The organism is Amycolatopsis lurida (genome assembly GCF_900105055.1).
Classification (GTDB): Bacteria; Actinomycetota; Actinomycetes; order Mycobacteriales; family Pseudonocardiaceae; genus Amycolatopsis; species Amycolatopsis lurida.
This window is the reverse complement of record NZ_FNTA01000004.1, coordinates 7,463,126-7,479,415: the sequence shown is the minus strand read 5'-3', so window position 1 is coordinate 7,479,415 and position 16,290 is coordinate 7,463,126. Positions and strand designations below refer to the sequence as shown.

Annotated in this window: 14 protein-coding genes; 11 read left to right on the top strand and 3 right to left on the bottom strand. The window is 68.6% G+C overall.

Annotated features, from left to right (window positions below):
- Nucleotides 1–32: 32 nt before the first annotated feature.
- Nucleotides 33–2,417, bottom strand: coding sequence for a helix-turn-helix transcriptional regulator (locus BLW75_RS40530; RefSeq protein WP_034316117.1), 2,385 nt, complete (start codon nt 2,415–2,417; stop codon nt 33–35).
- A 48-nt stretch (nt 2,418–2,465) separates the two neighbouring features.
- Nucleotides 2,466–3,062: a QsdR family transcriptional regulator gene (locus BLW75_RS40525; RefSeq protein WP_034316120.1), complete on the bottom strand. Its 597-nt coding sequence runs from the start codon at nt 3,060–3,062 to the stop codon at nt 2,466–2,468.
- Between the two features lie 140 nt (nt 3,063–3,202).
- On the opposite strand from BLW75_RS40525, the gene bdeA reads away from it, so the two are divergent.
- From bdeA to BLW75_RS40495, 6 genes are all read left to right on the top strand, one after another.
- Entirely contained in the window at nt 3,203–4,060 is an 858-nt protein-coding gene (gene bdeA / locus BLW75_RS40520; protein ID WP_034316122.1) for a bis(hydroxyethyl) terephthalate hydrolase, read from the top strand.
- 80 nt (nt 4,061–4,140) lie between these two features.
- A complete protein-coding gene (locus tag BLW75_RS40515; RefSeq protein ID WP_091600184.1) occupies nt 4,141–4,890 on the top strand; it encodes an ABC transporter ATP-binding protein in 750 nt (249 codons plus the stop codon).
- Entirely contained in the window at nt 4,877–5,581 is a 705-nt protein-coding gene (locus BLW75_RS40510; RefSeq protein WP_034316224.1) for an ABC transporter ATP-binding protein, read from the top strand. The genes BLW75_RS40515 and BLW75_RS40510 overlap by 14 nt, the downstream gene beginning before the upstream one ends.
- An 11-nt stretch (nt 5,582–5,592) precedes the next feature.
- On the top strand, nt 5,593–6,471 hold the full coding sequence (locus BLW75_RS40505) for a branched-chain amino acid ABC transporter permease (RefSeq protein WP_034316127.1): 879 nt from the start codon (nt 5,593–5,595) through the stop codon (nt 6,469–6,471).
- Between the two features lies 1 nt (nt 6,472).
- The gene (locus BLW75_RS40500; RefSeq protein ID WP_091599471.1) at nt 6,473–7,474 is read left to right on the top strand and encodes a branched-chain amino acid ABC transporter permease; all 1,002 of its coding nucleotides are present in this window, start codon (nt 6,473–6,475) and stop codon (nt 7,472–7,474) included.
- Complete coding sequence (locus tag BLW75_RS40495; protein ID WP_034316132.1) at nt 7,471–8,778, top strand: ABC transporter substrate-binding protein; 1,308 nt, start codon at nt 7,471–7,473, stop codon at nt 8,776–8,778. Before BLW75_RS40500 ends, BLW75_RS40495 begins: the two co-directional genes overlap by 4 nt.
- Nucleotides 8,779–8,884: 106 nt before the next feature.
- Here the strand turns inward: BLW75_RS40495 and BLW75_RS40490 are convergent, their stop codons facing one another.
- Nucleotides 8,885–10,171 (bottom strand): helix-turn-helix domain-containing protein, encoded by a 1,287-nt coding sequence (locus BLW75_RS40490; RefSeq protein WP_034316135.1) that lies wholly within the window; start codon nt 10,169–10,171, stop codon nt 8,885–8,887.
- Nucleotides 10,172–10,524: 353 nt separating this feature from the next.
- On the opposite strand from BLW75_RS40490, the gene BLW75_RS40485 reads away from it, so the two are divergent.
- From BLW75_RS40485 to BLW75_RS40470, 5 genes are all read left to right on the top strand, one after another.
- On the top strand, nt 10,525–11,139 hold the full coding sequence (locus BLW75_RS40485; protein ID WP_091599468.1) for a toll/interleukin-1 receptor domain-containing protein: 615 nt from the start codon (nt 10,525–10,527) through the stop codon (nt 11,137–11,139).
- A gap of 45 nt (nt 11,140–11,184) precedes the next feature.
- Nucleotides 11,185–13,320: a phage tail sheath protein gene (locus BLW75_RS40480; RefSeq protein WP_034316138.1), complete on the top strand. Its 2,136-nt coding sequence runs from the start codon at nt 11,185–11,187 to the stop codon at nt 13,318–13,320.
- 89 nt (nt 13,321–13,409) lie between these two features.
- A complete protein-coding gene (locus tag BLW75_RS43100; protein WP_158005394.1) occupies nt 13,410–14,315 on the top strand; it encodes a hypothetical protein in 906 nt (301 codons plus the stop codon).
- 10 nt (nt 14,316–14,325) lie between these two features.
- Nucleotides 14,326–15,345, top strand: a complete 1,020-nt coding sequence (locus tag BLW75_RS40475; RefSeq protein ID WP_158005395.1) for a protein phosphatase 2C domain-containing protein — start codon at nt 14,326–14,328, stop codon at nt 15,343–15,345.
- On the top strand, nt 15,342–16,283 hold the full coding sequence (locus tag BLW75_RS40470; protein ID WP_034316144.1) for a protein kinase domain-containing protein: 942 nt from the start codon (nt 15,342–15,344) through the stop codon (nt 16,281–16,283). The genes BLW75_RS40475 and BLW75_RS40470 overlap by 4 nt, the downstream gene beginning before the upstream one ends.
- The last annotated feature ends 7 nt before the right edge of the window (nt 16,284–16,290 follow it).

The following is a 16,290-nucleotide window of genomic DNA, read 5'->3' as shown; positions in this document are numbered from 1 at the left end:
CTCGTGAGTGGTAAGGACGGTTCTAACCGTCCTTACCACTCACGAGCAGTTCGCTCGCCGGCGGCGACGCGGCGCGCGAGTTCCACGCGGGACCGCACACCCAGTGCCGTGAAGATGTTCCGCAGGTGGTGATCCACCGTGCGGTGGCTGATCACCAGCCGCCGCGCGATCTCCTTGTTCGTCTCCCCCGCCGCCACCAGCCGGGTGATGGCGTCCTGTTGCGGCGTGAGACCGGCGAGCGATCGGTGCGGCACGTCGACGGTCTCGCCGGTCGCCCGCAGCCCGGCCCTCGCCCGTTCGGCGAACCGCTTCGCACCGACGTTTTCGAAGCCGCGCAAGGCATCGCGGAACTGGTCGCGGGCGTCGCGGGTCCGCCGATGCCGTCGCAGCAGGGTGGCGTAGGCGAACCGGGTCCTGGCGAGTTCCATCGCGCCGCCCGCCCGCCGGTGCGCCTCGATGGCCAGGACGAAACGCCGTTCCGCCACACCGGGATCCGACGCGGTCAGCGCGTGACAGCGGTGGCTCAGCGCGAGCCAGCAGGGTTCGGCGCCCGCGAGGGTCCAGCGGTCGAACACCTCCAGCGCGGCCAGTGCGCGTTCGGGCCGCCCGGAACTGACGGCCGCCTCGACGAGTTGCGGAGTGGCCAGCACCCGGATCACCGGCTGGTCGCCGGAGACGCCCGAAGCGAGGTCTTCGAGCCTGCTCAACGCGTCGTCGGGCCGGTCTTCGGCCAGGTCCAGACAGGCGTTCGCCCAAGCGGCGACCGCGGCGGGCCTGCCGAGACCGCGTTCGGCGATGCCTTCGGCCGCCTCGTCCAGCTCCGGTACGCGGTCACCGAGCAGTGCGGCGGCCAGCCCCAGCAACGTCAGATGCTCCATCCGCAGGTTGTGCGGTGCGCGCAGGCCGTCCCGGGACGCCGCCCGCGCGCACGGGATCCGGTCGAGCGCGATGGCCGAAAGCGACAGGTAGATCAGCGCCCACGGCAGTTCCGCGTGGCGTTTGCCGAGCCGCGCGCGGCTCACGGCCGCGGCCGCGTATTCGTGCGCCCGTTCGGCATGCCCCCGGGCGAAGGCCGCTTCGGCGGCCCAGACGGCCCCGGCGACGTCCGAGCCGGCCATCCCCTGGGCGACGGCGTCCGTGAGCGGCGTGACGGCGTCCTCGTGACGTCCGGCGTAAACCGAGGTCAGGCCGTGGAAATGCGCGGAGACCAGCCCGTCACCCGCCGGGACCGTCCGGGCGAGGGCCCGGTAGCCGCTCAGGTCACCGCCGAGCCTGCGCGCCTCGCCCGCCAGCAGGAGCGCGCCCGCCGGATCGGGCAGCAGTTCCGCCGCCGTGCCCAGTTCGTGGGTGGCGACGGCGGGATCGCCGTCGCGTAGCTCGATCTCCCCGTGCAGCAACGCCACGGCGCCCGGTTCGGTGTCCACTCTGGACAGCAGCAACCGTGCCCATCCCGGTCTTCCCGCCTGCCAGGCCGCGTCCGCCGCCGCCAGGAGCCGGGCCGCCCGGGTCGCCGGATCGGCGGTCAGGGCGGCGGCGCGTTCGAGCTGCCGGGCCGCGGCCGCGTGGTCCACCGCCGGTGCTGCGGCGAGTGCGTCCGCGAGGGGTTCGGAAGGCGTCGCCGTCGCCATCGCACGATGCCAGAGCGCGTCGGGCCCCTCCTCGGCGGAGGCCAGCCGCGCGTGCGCCGCCCTGCGGTCGGCCGGGGACGCAGCCGCGTACCAGGTCGCCTTCCTCGCGGAGAAGTCCATGCAGGTGGCCAGGAACCGGAGGCGCTCGTCGACCCGCATCGCGTCGAGCTCGGCCGTGTAGCGAGGCAGACGCTCCCGCAGGATCGGTGAGACCGGCTCCCGCCCGGCCGCCTGCGCGGGCGTCAAGGAAGCCGCCAGCGCGACGAGGTCGGCGGGGTTCCCCTCGCCGAGTTCGACCAGCTGAGGGCGTACCCCGGCGGGCACCCCGCGGTCACGAAGCACCTGATCGGCGGCGGCATCGGTCAGCGGTGGCAGCTCGACGGAGTCGAACTCGTCGGATCCGGACCGCGAGGCGAGCACCATCCCGACCGGCGCGCCCGCCAGACGTCTGGCGGCGAACCCCAGCGCCGCCAGGGATTCCGGATCGACCCAGTGCGCGTCATCGACCCAGCAGATCGTCGGCGACGAAACAGCGCCGAGCCGGTCTCGCGCCTCCGCACCGCTGGAGACCGGCGCGCCGAACATCCGCTGCAGGGCGCCGTAGGGTAGCTCGCTTTCCGCTCGCAGGCCCCGCACACCGACCAGACGGACACCGACGGTGGCGCGCAGCGCGGTGAGCAAGGTCGATTTCCCCAGGCCTTCCGCGCCGCGGATCAGCACGGCGCGCCCGGCGACCGACCTCAGCCCGCCGAAGAGGTCGTCCCTCCCCCGCAGCGGGTACACAGGCATCGGCGCCTCCTCGAGATTCCTCTCGATGAAACACCAGGCGCAAGTGTTTCACAAGGTCCTGCTCGGCACCCGTCCCTCCACGAGCGCGCCGAGCAGCGTCGACGCCGCTTCGAGATCGGGTGTCCGCGAGGCGAGGACGTCCGAATACAGGAACGCCTCGCCCAGCCGCACGATCGCGTAACACAGGCTGTCCAGGCTGACCGCGGGCACGAAGCCGCCGTCCTCGACGTCGCGGCGAAGCAGCTCGACGTGTGCGGCGATCACCCTCGGCTGGACGCGTCCGTGCGGGTCGGTCAGCAGCCGGATCGCCAGCACCGGCTCGTCGTCGAGAAAACGCCGGAACCCGGCACTCGCCGCCAGCACGGACCGGTACTCGCGCATGATCGAAAGACAGCGAAGTTCACCGGCCGCGTTGCGCACCACGTCGCCCTCTTCGCGCTCCCAGGTGCGCGCGGCGGCCGTCAGGGTGCGCTCGGACAGGTAGTAGAGGGCATCACCGAGCAGGTCTTCCCGGTTGCCGACGCGGCGGAACAGGGTGCTGCGCGAGATGCCCAGATCCTGGGCGAAGGCGGAGGTGTCGACGCGGACGCCGCGATCGATCCACCGCGCCGCTGTGCGGACTATGTCCTCGGCTGAGGGGTTCACGATCGCCGATCGTACGGGCGACCGGCCCGGCGGGAGCGGTCGCGGATCAAGACTGGCGATTTCACCGATGCAGCGTGCTCCGGCCGTTTGCCACAGTCCATCACCACGGACCGTGTTCAACGGCGAACGGAGACGGCACCATGCGTAGTACGACCCGGATCCTTTGTGGACTGGCCACCGTCGCGGCACTCTTTGCCGCCCCCGCGGCCTACGCCGCCGAGAACCCCTACGAACGAGGACCCGACCCGACGGAAAGCAGCATCGAAGCGTCCCGCGGCTCGTTCGCGGTAGCGCAGACCTCCGTGTCGAGCCTGGCCGTCACCGGCTTCGGCGGCGGAACCATCTACTACCCCACCAGCACCACGCAGGGCACGTTCGGCGCGGTCGCCATCTCGCCGGGATACACCGCGACCCAGTCGAGCATCGCGTGGATGGGCCCGCGGCTGGCGTCGCAGGGCTTCGTGGTGTTCACGATCGACACCAACACGATCTACGACCAGCCCGAAAGCCGCGGTGACCAGCTGCTGGCCGCGCTCGACTACCTGACCCAGCGCAGCACGGTCCGCTCCCGCATCGACGCCACCCGGCTCGCGGTGGCGGGCCACTCGATGGGCGGCGGCGGTTCGCTCGAAGCCGCACAGGACCGGCCGTCGCTGCAGGCCGCCGTGCCGCTCGCGCCGTGGAACACGCAGAAGTCGTGGTCCTCGCTGCGGGTGCCGACGTTCGTCATCGGCGGCGAGTCCGACTCCGTCGCGCCGGTGGCGTCGCACTCGATCCCGTTCTACACCAGCATTCCCGCTTCGGCGGAGAAGGCGTACATGGAGCTGGACAACGCGAGCCACTTCTTCCCGAACACGGCGAACACGACCATGGCCAAGTACACGCTCTCGTGGCTGAAGCGGTTCGTGGACAACGACACCCGCTACGAGCAGTTCCTCTGCCCCGCCCCGGACGACCGCACGATCAGCGACTACCGGGACACGTGTCCGCACGCCTGAGCGTCACCGGCCCCGGCGCACCCGCGCCGGGGCCTCCTCTCTCCGTTGGGAGTTCTTGCGTGACCCTGTCGACTTTCGAGATGTCCGGTGTGTCGGTGACCTTCGGTGGTCTCGTCGCCCTGTCGGACGTCTCCCTGACCGTCGCGCCGGGCCGGGTGCTCGGGGTGATCGGCCCGAACGGGGCGGGCAAGACCACGCTCTTCAACGTCGCGTGCGGTTTCGTCCGCCCGGACACCGGCACGCTGACCTGGCGCGGGGCGGAACTGCGGCGGCTGCGCCCGCATCACCTCGCCGGCCTCGGGATCGCCCGGAGCCTGCAGGAGCTCGGCCTGTTCGACCGGATGACCGTGCTGGAGAACGTCCTCGCGGGGGCGGGCAGACACGCGAAATCCGGCTTCTGGTCCTCGTTGCTGGGCTTGACGAAGGACGAAAAGGCGCTGGCCGAGCGAGCGATGGCTCAGCTGGACGCGTTCGGCATCGCCGATGTGGCCCATCGCTATCCCGCGAGCCTTCCTTACCCGGTGAGGAAGCGCGTCGCGCTGGCGCGAGCGCTGGTGAGCGAACCCGACCTGCTGCTGCTCGACGAACCGGCGGGCGGCCTCTCGTCGGCCGAGATCGACGAGGTCGGCGCGCTGGTCCGTGGCTTGACCGAACACATGTCGGTGATGCTCGTCGAGCATCACATGGATCTGGTGATGGGCGTCTGCGACGAGATCGTGGTGCTGGACTTCGGCAGGGTCATCGCCCGCGGCACCCCGGACGAGATCCGCGCCGATCCGGCGGTCCAGGCGGCCTACCTCGGCGAGGAGGTGGCCGGTGCTGACCATTGAGGGCCTTTCGGTGAGCTACGGTCCGGTGCGCGCGCTCGATTCCGTGAGCCTTTCGGCCGCGGAAGGCGAGATCACCGCGGTGCTCGGCGCGAACGGCGCGGGCAAGACCACCTTGTTGCGCACCATTTCCGGACTCGTTCCGCCGTCGGGTGGCCGTATCTCGCTCGCGGGCCGGGATCTGCGCCGAGTGTCCACAGAGGACCTTCCGGCGCTCGGGCTCGCGCACGTCCCCGAAGGTCGCGGCGTGCTGGCCGAACTGACCGTCGAGGAGAACCTGCGGCTCGGCGCCCTCGGGGCACGCGGCCGCGCCACGGCGGCCGACCTCCGCCGGATCTACGAGCTGTTCCCGGCGCTGGCCGACCGCAAGAACGGTCTCGCGCACGTCCTTTCCGGCGGGGAACGGCAGATGCTGGTCATCGGCCGTGCGCTGCTCTCCCGGCCGAAGGTGCTGCTGCTGGACGAACCGTCCTTGGGTCTCGCGCCCCGGATCGTGGCGCGGATCTTCGGTCTGCTGCGCGGTCTCGTGCACGACGAAGGACTGGCCGTCGTGCTGGTCGAGCAGAACGCGCGCAGCGCGCTGTCCATCGCCGACCACGGCGTCGTGCTCAACCTCGGGCAGGTGGTCGTCCGGCGGGACGCCGCCACGCTCGTCGCGGACGACGACCTCCGGCACGCCTACCTCGGATTCTGAAAGGGAGCCCTGTGCAGCAACTGCTGACCACCGCGCTCACCGGCCTGACGCTGGGCGTGGTCTACGCCGCGTTCGCGCTGGCGCTCGTGCTCATTTGGCGGGCGACGCGGATCGTGAACTTCGCCCAGGCGCCGATGGCGATGATCACCACCTACCTGGCGCTGGTCCTGATCGACGCGGGCTGGTCGTACTGGGCGGGCTTCGCCGTGGCCCTGGTTTCCGGGCTCGTGCTCGGCGCGCTGGTGGAACGGTTCGTCGTCCGGTTCGTCGACGGCAAGGCCGAGATCAACGCCGTCATCCTCACGCTGGGGCTGTTCATCGTGTTGCACGCGCTGGCCGCGCTGGTGTTCGGCTCGCGGTACCGGTCGTTCCCGGCCCCGTTCGGGCTCACCGGGTTCCGGGTCGGCGACACGACGATCGCGCTGACCGGGTTCGGCGTGTTCACCATCGTCGCCGTCGGCGTGGTGCTGATCGGGCTCGTACTGTTGTTCCGCGGTACCGATCTGGGCCTACGGATGCGGGCCGCGGCCTTCGACCGGGAGGTGGCCCGCCTGCTCGGCGTGCGGGTCGGACGGATGCTCACCCTCGGCTGGGCGCTGGCCGCGCTCGCCGGTTCGCTGTCCGGCCTGCTGATCGCCGGCGGCGGCCTCGTCCATCCGTCCTATATGGACGGTGTGGTGGTGTACGGTTTCGTCGCCGCGGTGCTCGGCGGGCTGGACAGCCCGGTCGGCGCGGTCGTCGGCGGCGTCGTCCTCGGCCTGTCGCTCAGTCTGGTGAGCGGCTACGTCGGCTCGGAACTCGTCCCGCTCGCCGCACTGACGCTGCTCATGGTGGTGCTGCTCCTGAAGCCCGGCGGCCTGTTCGCGAGCGTCCGTGAACGGAGGGTCTGACGTGCGGCACCGTTCTCTGCTGAGCGCGCTCGCCGCGCTGCTCGTCGTCGTGCTGGTCCTGGAGAACTCCGGACCGTTCCTCACCTCGCAGCTCACCACGATGGCGTACTTCGCGGTCGCGGCGGGCGGCCTGACCGTCCTGACCGGACTCAACGGGCAGCTGTCACTCGGGCACGGCGCCTTGATGGCCGTCGGCGCGTACTCGACCGCGCTTCTGCTGAGGTCGGAATTCCTTCCGCTGCCGGTGATCCTGGTGCTGGCGATGGTGATCACACTGGCCGTCGGAGCCCTCGTGGGTGTCGCCGCGGCCAGGCTGCACGGGCCGTATCTCGCCGGAGCGACACTCGCGCTCGCCGTCGCCGTTCCCGGGATCCCGTTGTTCTTCGGTGAAGCGCTCGGCGGCGAACAGGGATTGCCGGTGCGGATGCCGGAAATCCCGGTCTGGCTGGCGGACGCCGCGTACTTCGTCACCGGCCACGAACTCACCTCGATCCGTTATCTCGCCTACCTTTCCTGGTTCGCGGTGATCATCGTGTTCGTGCTGCTGGCGAACCTGTCCCGCGGCCGGGTCGGCCGTGATTGGCGAGCGGTACGCGACGAGGACGTGGCCGCCGAACTCACCGGGATCGACCTCGGCCGTACCCGGGTGCGCGCGTTCGTCGTCAGCTCGGGATGCGCGGGACTGGCCGGAGCGCTGATGGCGTTGTCGGCGCGGCTGGCGGCGCCGAGCGGGTTCGCGCTGACGTTGTCGCTGCTGCTGGTGTCCGCGGTGGTGCTCGGCGGGCTCGGGAGCCTGACCGGAGCGCTCGCCGGAGCCGCGCTGCTGACCTTCCTGCCGCCGCTGGTGACCGGCGCGGGCACGGACCTCGGCCTGTCCGACGTGCAGGCCGCGCATCTGGCGCCGTTGATCTACGGCCTGGTCACCGTCCTGATCGTGCTGCTCGCACCCGCCGGTCTCGCCGGCGGGCTGCGGAAACTCATCCACCGGAGGAGAACTTCATGAAAAGCTGGACCAAGGCCGTGGCCGTCTTCCTGGCCGTCACGGTCACCGCCGCCTGCGGTGCGGGCGGCAGACCCGAGGGCGAGCAGAAGGGCTCGACCGTCGGCGTCACCGACACGACCATCAAGATCGGCGCGCATTTCCCGCTGACCGGCGTGGCCGCGCCCGGCTACAGCGAGATCCCGAGCGGCCATCAGGCCTACTACGACTACGTGAACGCGAACGGCGGCGTCAACGGCCGCAAGATCGAGTTCGTGGTGAAGGACGACGGCTACAACCCGACCACCACGAGCGCGGTCACCGACGAACTGGTGCTCAAGGAGGAGATCTTCGCGATGGTCGGCGGCCTCGGCACGCCGACGCACAGCGCCGTCGTCGATTTCCTCAACAACTCCAAGGTGCCGGACCTGTTCGTGTCGTCGGGTTCGCTGCGCTGGGGCGACGATCCGAAGAAGGCGCCGTTCACCTTCGGCTGGCAGCCGGATTACGAGATCGAAGGCAAGATCATCGGCGACTGGGTGCGGCAGAACCTGCCGAACGCCAAGGTCGGCCTGTTCCTCCAGGATGACGACTTCGGCCGCGACGGCGAGAAGGGTGCCCGGCGGTACCTCGGCCAGCAGATCGTGGAGGTCGCGAAGTACTCACCGGGCAACACGGACATCGCGCCGCAGATCGCGAAACTCAAGGCCGCGGGCGTGGATCTGGTACTGGGCTTCACCGTTCCGTCGTACACCGCGCTTTCCCAGCTGGCGTCGCTGAAGATCGGCTTCAAACCGAAGTGGGTCTACAGCAACGTCGGCTCCGATCCCGCCCTCGTCGGTTCCCTGCTCGCACGGTTCTCCGAAGGCAAGGTCACCGACGGCGCGTCGCTCATCGACGGTGTGGTCACCACCGAGTACCTGCCCGGTGTCGACGCACCGGACAACGCCTGGACGAAGCTGTGGCAGAACGTCTGGAAGGCGCACGGCAAGGGCGGCGACCTGACGAACTACCGCATTTACGGGATGGCGCAGGCGTACACGTTCGTCCAGGCGTTGCAGGCGGCCGGAAAGGACCTGACGCGCGAGCGCCTCGTCGAGGTGATCCAGCAGTCCGGGAAGACGTTCGAGGGCCCGGGTCTGGCGCCGTTCCGCTACACCGCCGACAGCCACCTGGGCATCTCCGGCATGTCGGTGGTCGAGCTCAAGGGCGGCGTCGGCAAGGATCTGACGCCGGTCCTGGTGTCCGACCTCGGCGACGCGCCCATCAAGGCGGACGACTCCGCCGCGAACGACGGGCCGCCGCCCAACGGGATTCCGGGTAACTGAACGCCGGCCGGCTCGCTCTTACTCGTCGCCCAGCCGCTGTGGGCCGTCGCGAGGGCCGGCCTGGCGGTGCCATCCATCGCCGAGCGAACGCCGCCGGAAATCGGGCTCACGCCGAGCGCCCTAGCGCGATCGTGAGTTCCGGTTCCAGCGCACGAACCTCCGGATGGGCGCTCCACCGCCGTACGAGCGTTGCCAGACGGCGCAAATCGGTACGGACGGTCGCGGACCCGAGCTGGGCGATCTGACCGAACAGCGGCCGAGCGAGCCGGCATGCGTGCTCCAGCTCTCCCGACGCGGCGTACGCCAAACACAGTCGCACGCCGAATCGCGCGCGGGCTCGAACGGCGCTACCGGGTATGCGCGCCAGCTCCCTGTCGAGGACCTCCGCGGCTTTGGCCGGCTGCCCGAGGTCGTAGAGACACCAGCCGGTCGCGACCGCCACGGGATCGGCGACACGCGAGGTGCCGATCACCGGTCCCTCCGGTGCACCGGAGGGATCCAGCAGCAACGTCCGCGCGCGGTCCAGGGCACGCAGGCATGCGTCACGGTCGCCGAGCAGCGCGTGCCCTTGCGCCTCACGCTGAGCGGCGAGCCCGAGCACTCGCGCCGGCACGTTCTTCTCCGCCTGCGCCCGCTGGGCCAGGGAAACGGTTGTGGCGCCATCACCCTGGTACATCGTGATCAGTGCCTGCCGCACCAGCGCGTAGCTGGCCAAGAAGTCGTCTCCCGCCACTCTCGCGACTCGTACCGCCCGGTCCGTCCACCACGCCGCAGCCGAATCGTCTCCGGCTTCCTGCGCCATCCAGCCCGCGTACTCCGCCGTCCGAGCGGCCAAGGAAGCCACCGCGGGGACAGTGCGTCCGCCTACCTGTTTCGCGAGCGTACGCAAGGCCTGCGCCTGCCCGACCACCATCGGCAGCACGACATCCGGTGACGAGAACTGCCCAAGGTCCCGCGCGGAGTCGAACAGGTGACGGTGATAGCGCAATTGCGCCTCAGCGTTCGCCGACACGACGCCGGTACCGGAAACCTTGAGCCCGGCGATCACAGCCATCCCGCCGAGCAGCACGTCCCGCCTGGCGACAGGACTGAAAGCCGCACCACCGTCCGGTGTCATCGTCATCACCCACACCTCTTCCTCGGCCGATTCGGACAGAGCCGTGCGCACCACACGCGCCGTCTCCCCCGCCAACGTGATCAACTCACCACCGGCGCGTAACTCGGCATCGCACTTACGCACGAACTCGGGAGACGGGGACTGCGCACCGGTTTCGATGCGGCTCACATGTCCTTTGCTGTAGTAGAGACGACGCGCGAACTCGCTGAGTGAAATGCCTTCGGCCACTCGCAACGCCCGCAACCTCGCCCCGAAGGTCTCCGACAGGGAAGACATCCGCACACCGCCCTTCTCCGCTGACCATCTTCCGCGCTCTTACGCCGACCGGCATGGGATTCGTGTTCCGTACGGAGCCGGAAACAGGAAACAGGAAGGCATACCTTCCGGCATTAAACAGCATCCGCACTCCGGGAGGCACCGGCTGACAGACCTGTCCGGCACACCCAGGCAAGATCATTGCCAAAACAAGGACAGATCCTGGACAGCGACGGAAACGGAAACAGGAAACGCTCCCCTACTGCCAAGTAGGGCTTGTCAAGCCACCGATCGGATGCCGAGTATTACTCCCTGTCATTCATCCGGCAGGGCCTTCGCGACAGCGCCCCCGGAGCGGCGACGCACCCCAACGAATGAGAAGGGCCCCCTCGTTGATCAAGATCTTCCTCAACTACCGCACCGCCGACGATCGCTTCGGGGTCGCACTGCTCGATCGCGAACTGTCGCGGACGTTCGGCCCGGAGACTGTTTTCTTCGCTTCGAAATCGATCGAACTCGGCGCCGAGTGGGAGAAGAGCATGTTCGACGCCGTCGCGGAATCAGAGGCGGTGCTCGTCGTGATGGGCCGTCATTGGCTCGATGCCGTGGACGAGACCGGATTGCGCCGCATCGACGATCCTCGTGATTTCGTCCGCCGGGAGATCCTGCTCGCGTTCGAACTGGGGAAACGGGTGATCCCCGTGCGGCTGGACGTGCCGGAAAGGGTTCGCGCCGACGAGTTGCCGGAGTCGCTGCGCCCGCTTTCCAAGCTCCAAGACATCGCCATCGGTTTTCGCAGTGCGAGCCCGGACATCGATCGGCTCGCGGCCAGGCTACGAGAACTGGTTCCAGGTTTACGGGCGCACCACACGCCGTCGGCGGCTTCGGCCGCGAAATTCACGGCGCACGCACATGAAGGCGGCGTGGTCAGCCAGTACGACCAAGTCACCGTACAAGGCGATTTCCACGCCGGCCCCAGATTCGGCTGACCAGCCCATCGCCCTGACTGTCTAGACCCCTACCGGAGCTGAACCGTGAGCGAGGACGAGCAGGCGGAGCCTGCGCCGAACGAGACCGAGCCCCCTCCCCAGGAGGTCGGTCCTGAACCCCCGAAGGAAAACCCGGCACCGTCCAGCCGGGAGGAAGCGGTCAAAGGCCTGCGTGGCGAGGCTTCGGAGCTGTCGAACGGCCGATTCACCAAGATCATTTCGGCCGCCGCCGACCGGCTCGCAGGCGCCGGGAACCTCAACCTCTTCCACGGCGACATCATCGTCGACGGTGACTTCGTGGCCGGCCCGGGCGGCCGGAGCGGTGCTCGCCGGTCATCCAGGGCACGGACCGAACCCCAGGACGTCCTCAAGGCGACGGAATACTTCGTCGCGCCACCGGATTTCACCGACGGCGTCGGCCGGTTGCAGAGCACCAGCCTCCTCGTCATGGCAGACGCCGCCGGTACCGGTCGCTTCACCCGGGCGCTGGCGACTCTGCGTGACGTGCTGGGCGAAGACGCGAACGTCTACCGTGTCACCAGCTCGATGCTGGGGAATCCGAACTGGCGGGTTCCCCATCCGCGAAGCGGGTATGTGGTCGTCGACAACGCCGGTGGGGACGGCAAGTTCGCCGCGGGGAAGCTCACCGACGACTGGCTGGTGAAGACCTCGGAGCGGCTCCTCGCGGAGGAGAGCTACCTCGTCGTCGTGACCGGGCCGGTCACCGGATCCCTCGCCTCCGCCTCGAAGCGGATGGAGTTCGTCGTCGAGGAGTTCGAACTCCCCGACCCCATAGAGATCGTGCGCCGCCGGATGGCCGGCGAGTTGCCTTGGCTGTCCCCCTCCGAACTCGAGGAACATCTGTCCACCGACGGGCTCGCGGAACTGCTGGAGGACCGCGACGACCCGCGCTTCGCCACCCGGGTGGCGAGCGCGGTGGCCGAGGCCGTCCGGACGCGCGACGATGTCGGGAAAGTCGTCGGAAGACTCAGCAACCCCGAAGATCAAGTCCGGGAATGGCTCAGCAGTTCCCCCGACACCGCCGACGTCGCGCTGGTGCTCGCCACGGCGGTACTCGAAGACGCCGGCTACCTTCACGTCGCCGACGCCGCCATCGCGCTCTACCGGCAACTGAGCACCAGTTCGGCGACGCTCACACTGCGGTATCTCAGAAGGATCCTCGCGAAGCGGGGATGGCTCGAGCTCGTGACGCCCCCAGCCGGGGACAGCGGTGTTCCCCGGTTGAGATTCAAATCTGCGCACCTCCGAGTGGCCGTGCTCGGCGTGACGTGGTTCGAACTCGACGGGGCAAGGGCGAAGATCCTGGAATGGCTCAAGAGCCTCGCCGAACACAATGACGTCGAGGTCCGGGCTCGGACTGCCCAAGCAGCGGGCATTCTCGCCACCAATGATTTCGAACACGGCCTGCACAAGTACCTGCTGCCGTGGGCCGCCTCGAAAACGGCCGTGCTCCGCCAGAGTGCCGCCCATGGGCTCAACGTGGCGGGCACGATCGGTGGCAACGCGGAAGCCGCCTGGACCCATATCGAACAGTGGGCCGCGTTCGAAAGCCCGACGAGATCTCCGAAACTGCCGATCACCGCCGGTTTGGCGGTGGGCGGCCGGCTCGGCTTCGACGCCCCTCGCCGAGCCTTGTTCGTTCTGCGCACCCTCGTCCACCGCGACTCGTGGGACCTGCTGGAACCGGTCGCGATCAGCACCAAGTCCCTGCTTCAGGCCGGCCGTACGACCGAGGTGCTGCAAGCGCTGCTCGAGTGGGCGGATCGGTCGGATGACGAAGAAGCCACGGTCAGGATTCTGATGGCGTTCTCGTTCGCGGTCCTTCCCGAGGACGGCACGGGAAACCGCCCGCTGCTCATGCGTGAGAAGCACGAGCACCGTGACGTGCTCCCTGAACTGTGGGGCCGGGCACTGGCCGACTCGTCGGCACGGAAGCTCGCCCGTACCGCACTCCGCTCTTGGGTCCGGTATGCCGACCAGGACGAAACGGCGTCCTCCGCTGTGCTCGACGTTCTCGTCGGGATCGCGGACCGCGGCAGCGCGGACCTGGAACGAGTTCTCCGCCTGCTCCGACGGTGGGCACAAGACCCTTATGCCCCGTCCGACAAGGCCGCCGAGTTCCACGACACCCTCGTCGACCTCGAGAAAGAGGCGTCATGAACCAGACTTACAATCCCATTCTTCAGCGCCTCGAACTCCGGCGAATGCGCTTGACATCCCCTCTTCGGACTCCCGAGTTGGGCACCGCGATGGTGCTCGAACGTGCGATGGGCGCACCGCTGGTGGTGAACCACGGCGATCGCGTTCCCGACGCCCGGTTCGGCAACTACCGCAGGATGTACCTGATCGACGTCGCCAACCGGGGGCTGGCCTTCAGCATCAACACGGCCAGTGCCGACCCTGCCTTCCCGTTCAGCGTGACCGTCCGCTTTGCCTGCCGGGTCAAGGATCCGGTCGCCATCGCACGGGACGACATCACCGACATGACAGCGTCGTTGCAGTCCTCACTCGCTTCGATCGTCCGGGAAACCGCGGCCCGGTTCGACGTGCTCGCCCCATCCGAAGCCCAGAACGCCGTGGTGGCGCGGCTCAATTCCGCCCACGGCTCGTCGATCGTGCAGCTCGGCAGCTACTCCGTGTCGGTCGCGATGGTCGACGCGGAGGACTTCGTGACCGAACAGCGCAAGATCAGGGTGCGCAAACTGACCTACGACTCGATGCGGCCCATCGCGGGTGGCAGCCGGGAGGACATGCTCGCCCACATCATGGCGATGGACGACGGCGACCCCATGGCCCTCCTGGATCGGGAACGAGCCGACCGGGCCGCGGAGACCCAGGCGAAGATCGATGTACTCCGCGCCCTCACCGGCAGCGACATCACAGATCCCAACGCCACGGATCTCCGCGACCAGGTGCTGGGCGAGTTCTTCGACCGGAGCAAGTCGGTACCGGGTACGCGACGCAAGCTCCGCGACGGCCTCGAGTCCCGGGCCAAAGCCGCCATCGAAGACGGCAAAGTGGTCGAGGGAAACGTTCCCCGTCCCGACACGACCGGCGACGAGCGGCCGGAATCGTCACCGGCTCCGAGACCAGAGAACGGCCCCGGCCGGGTGCGGGGCACGATGCGCCGGTCCGCGCCGGAAGACGGAAGCTGAGGCGTTCCCGATGGACATCCACCCCGGCAACCGTGGCAACGCACGTCTCTGGCACCACGTCGAAAGCGGATTCATCTCCGTCGCGGTATGCACCGAGAAGATCGCGAACCAAGGTGAGGACGCCGACCCCCTCGTCCTCTACCACAGGCCGAGTGCGTCAGGACTCCTCTCCGTGTTCGACGGCGTCGGTGGCGCCGGCCGTTCGCTCGTGGGCCGCACGCCGTCGGGACGGCCGCGAACCCAGGCGTGGCTGGCTTCCCGCCGCGTCCGGGGCCTCGTCGAGGAGTGGTTCACCGACGGCTCCGCGGACTTCTCACCGGAGGCTCTCGCGGCGCGTATCAGCGGACGGCTGGCGACCGGCGTCCTCCGGCGAGGAAGGATGCGAGGCGGGCTGCAACGTCAGCTTCCCACCACCTTGGCCGCTCTGGCCTTCGATTCCCGCGCCGGAGAGGTTTCATGGCAGGTGCTGTGGGCTGGGGACTCCCGGTGCTATGTGGCCGAACCCGAAGCCGGCCTGCAGCAGTTGAGCGCCGACGACACCGAGCCGGCCGACGCGCTGGCCCTGCTGCTGCAAGACCCGCCGATGACCAACATGGTGCACGCGGGCGGTGGTTTCGCGATCAATCGGTGGCGGGGTACCGCACACGTCCCGTGCGTCCTCATCACCGCCACCGACGGCTTCTTCGGCTATGTCGGCACCCCAGCCGAATTCGAGCATCTGCTGTGGGACACCTTGCTGGCTTCGCAGGAGCCGATGCACTGGTCGGTCCTGCTCGCCGAACGAGTGGAGTCCTTCACCAAGGACGACGCGTCCATCGCGATCGCCGCGCTCGGATTCGAGGATTTCGCCGCCCTGCGAGCGAGCTTCCGGTGGCGGTTCGATCGCGTCCACGAGGAACACGCCGAACCGATGCGCCGGGCCACGTCGATGGGGCGACCGGCCGTGGTCGCCACGAGGGAGCGGTCTTGGCTCGCCTACCGCGGCGGATACGAACGACGGTTGCCTCCTCGCGAAGGGAACGACTCGTGAAGCTGGGCGAACTGGTCAACGGCTACGAGATCGTCACGCGGCCTTCGAACACCAACGCGGGCAAGTGCCTTTGGGCGTTCGCGCGCAAGGAAGGCAAAGACTTCTTCGTGAAGGAGTATTTGGATCCCAAACGCCCTCGCCCCGACTCGATGGGCACCGTGGCGGACAAGAAACGCCGGCTGGCCGAGTGCCGTCGCTTCGAAATCCACCACGAAAGACTGTCCCGGCTCTTGCGCGCGGATCACCTTCATGCCGGCAATCTGGTTCTGACAAAGGACTTCTTCGCGCACGGGACACGCTATTACAAGGTGACGGACCGGATCGACGCGGTGGAGTTGACCCCGGCCGAGCTGCCACCCGTGGACAGGAACGTCCTGCTGCACACCCTGTGCGAGAGTATCGCTCTCCTGCACGAGTGCGGCATGATCCACGGTGACCTCAAACCGGAGAACGTGCTGTTTCACCGCCCGGCCGGAAGCGACCTGCATATCGCCAAGCTGATCGACTTCGACGACGCGTATCCGTCCGGCAAGCCACCTGCCGCCGAGACCATCGGAGGCAATCCCTACTACGGCGCGCCCGAATGGCTGGGTTACCTTCGAGGCGAAAACGGGATCAAGGCCGATCAGCTCACGACAGCCGTCGACCTCTTCGCCCTGGGATTGCTGATCCACACCTATCTCACCGGTGACGCACCTGGTTTCCCGTCCCGGTTCGGCTCACCCGCGGCCGCCGTCCTCGCGGGTGAGGAGCTGGCACTCCACCCGGATCTCCCGTCCGAGTGGAACTCACTGCTGATGGCTTTGGCCCGGGCCGATCCCGGAGGCCGCCCCGGAATCGACGACGTCCTGTCGCTACTCACCTCGCTGCGAACCCCTGTCGAGAAGACAGGACGCAGCCGAGTCCGCATCAACCTCACCGGCCGTATCCCGGTGTAAGGAGACC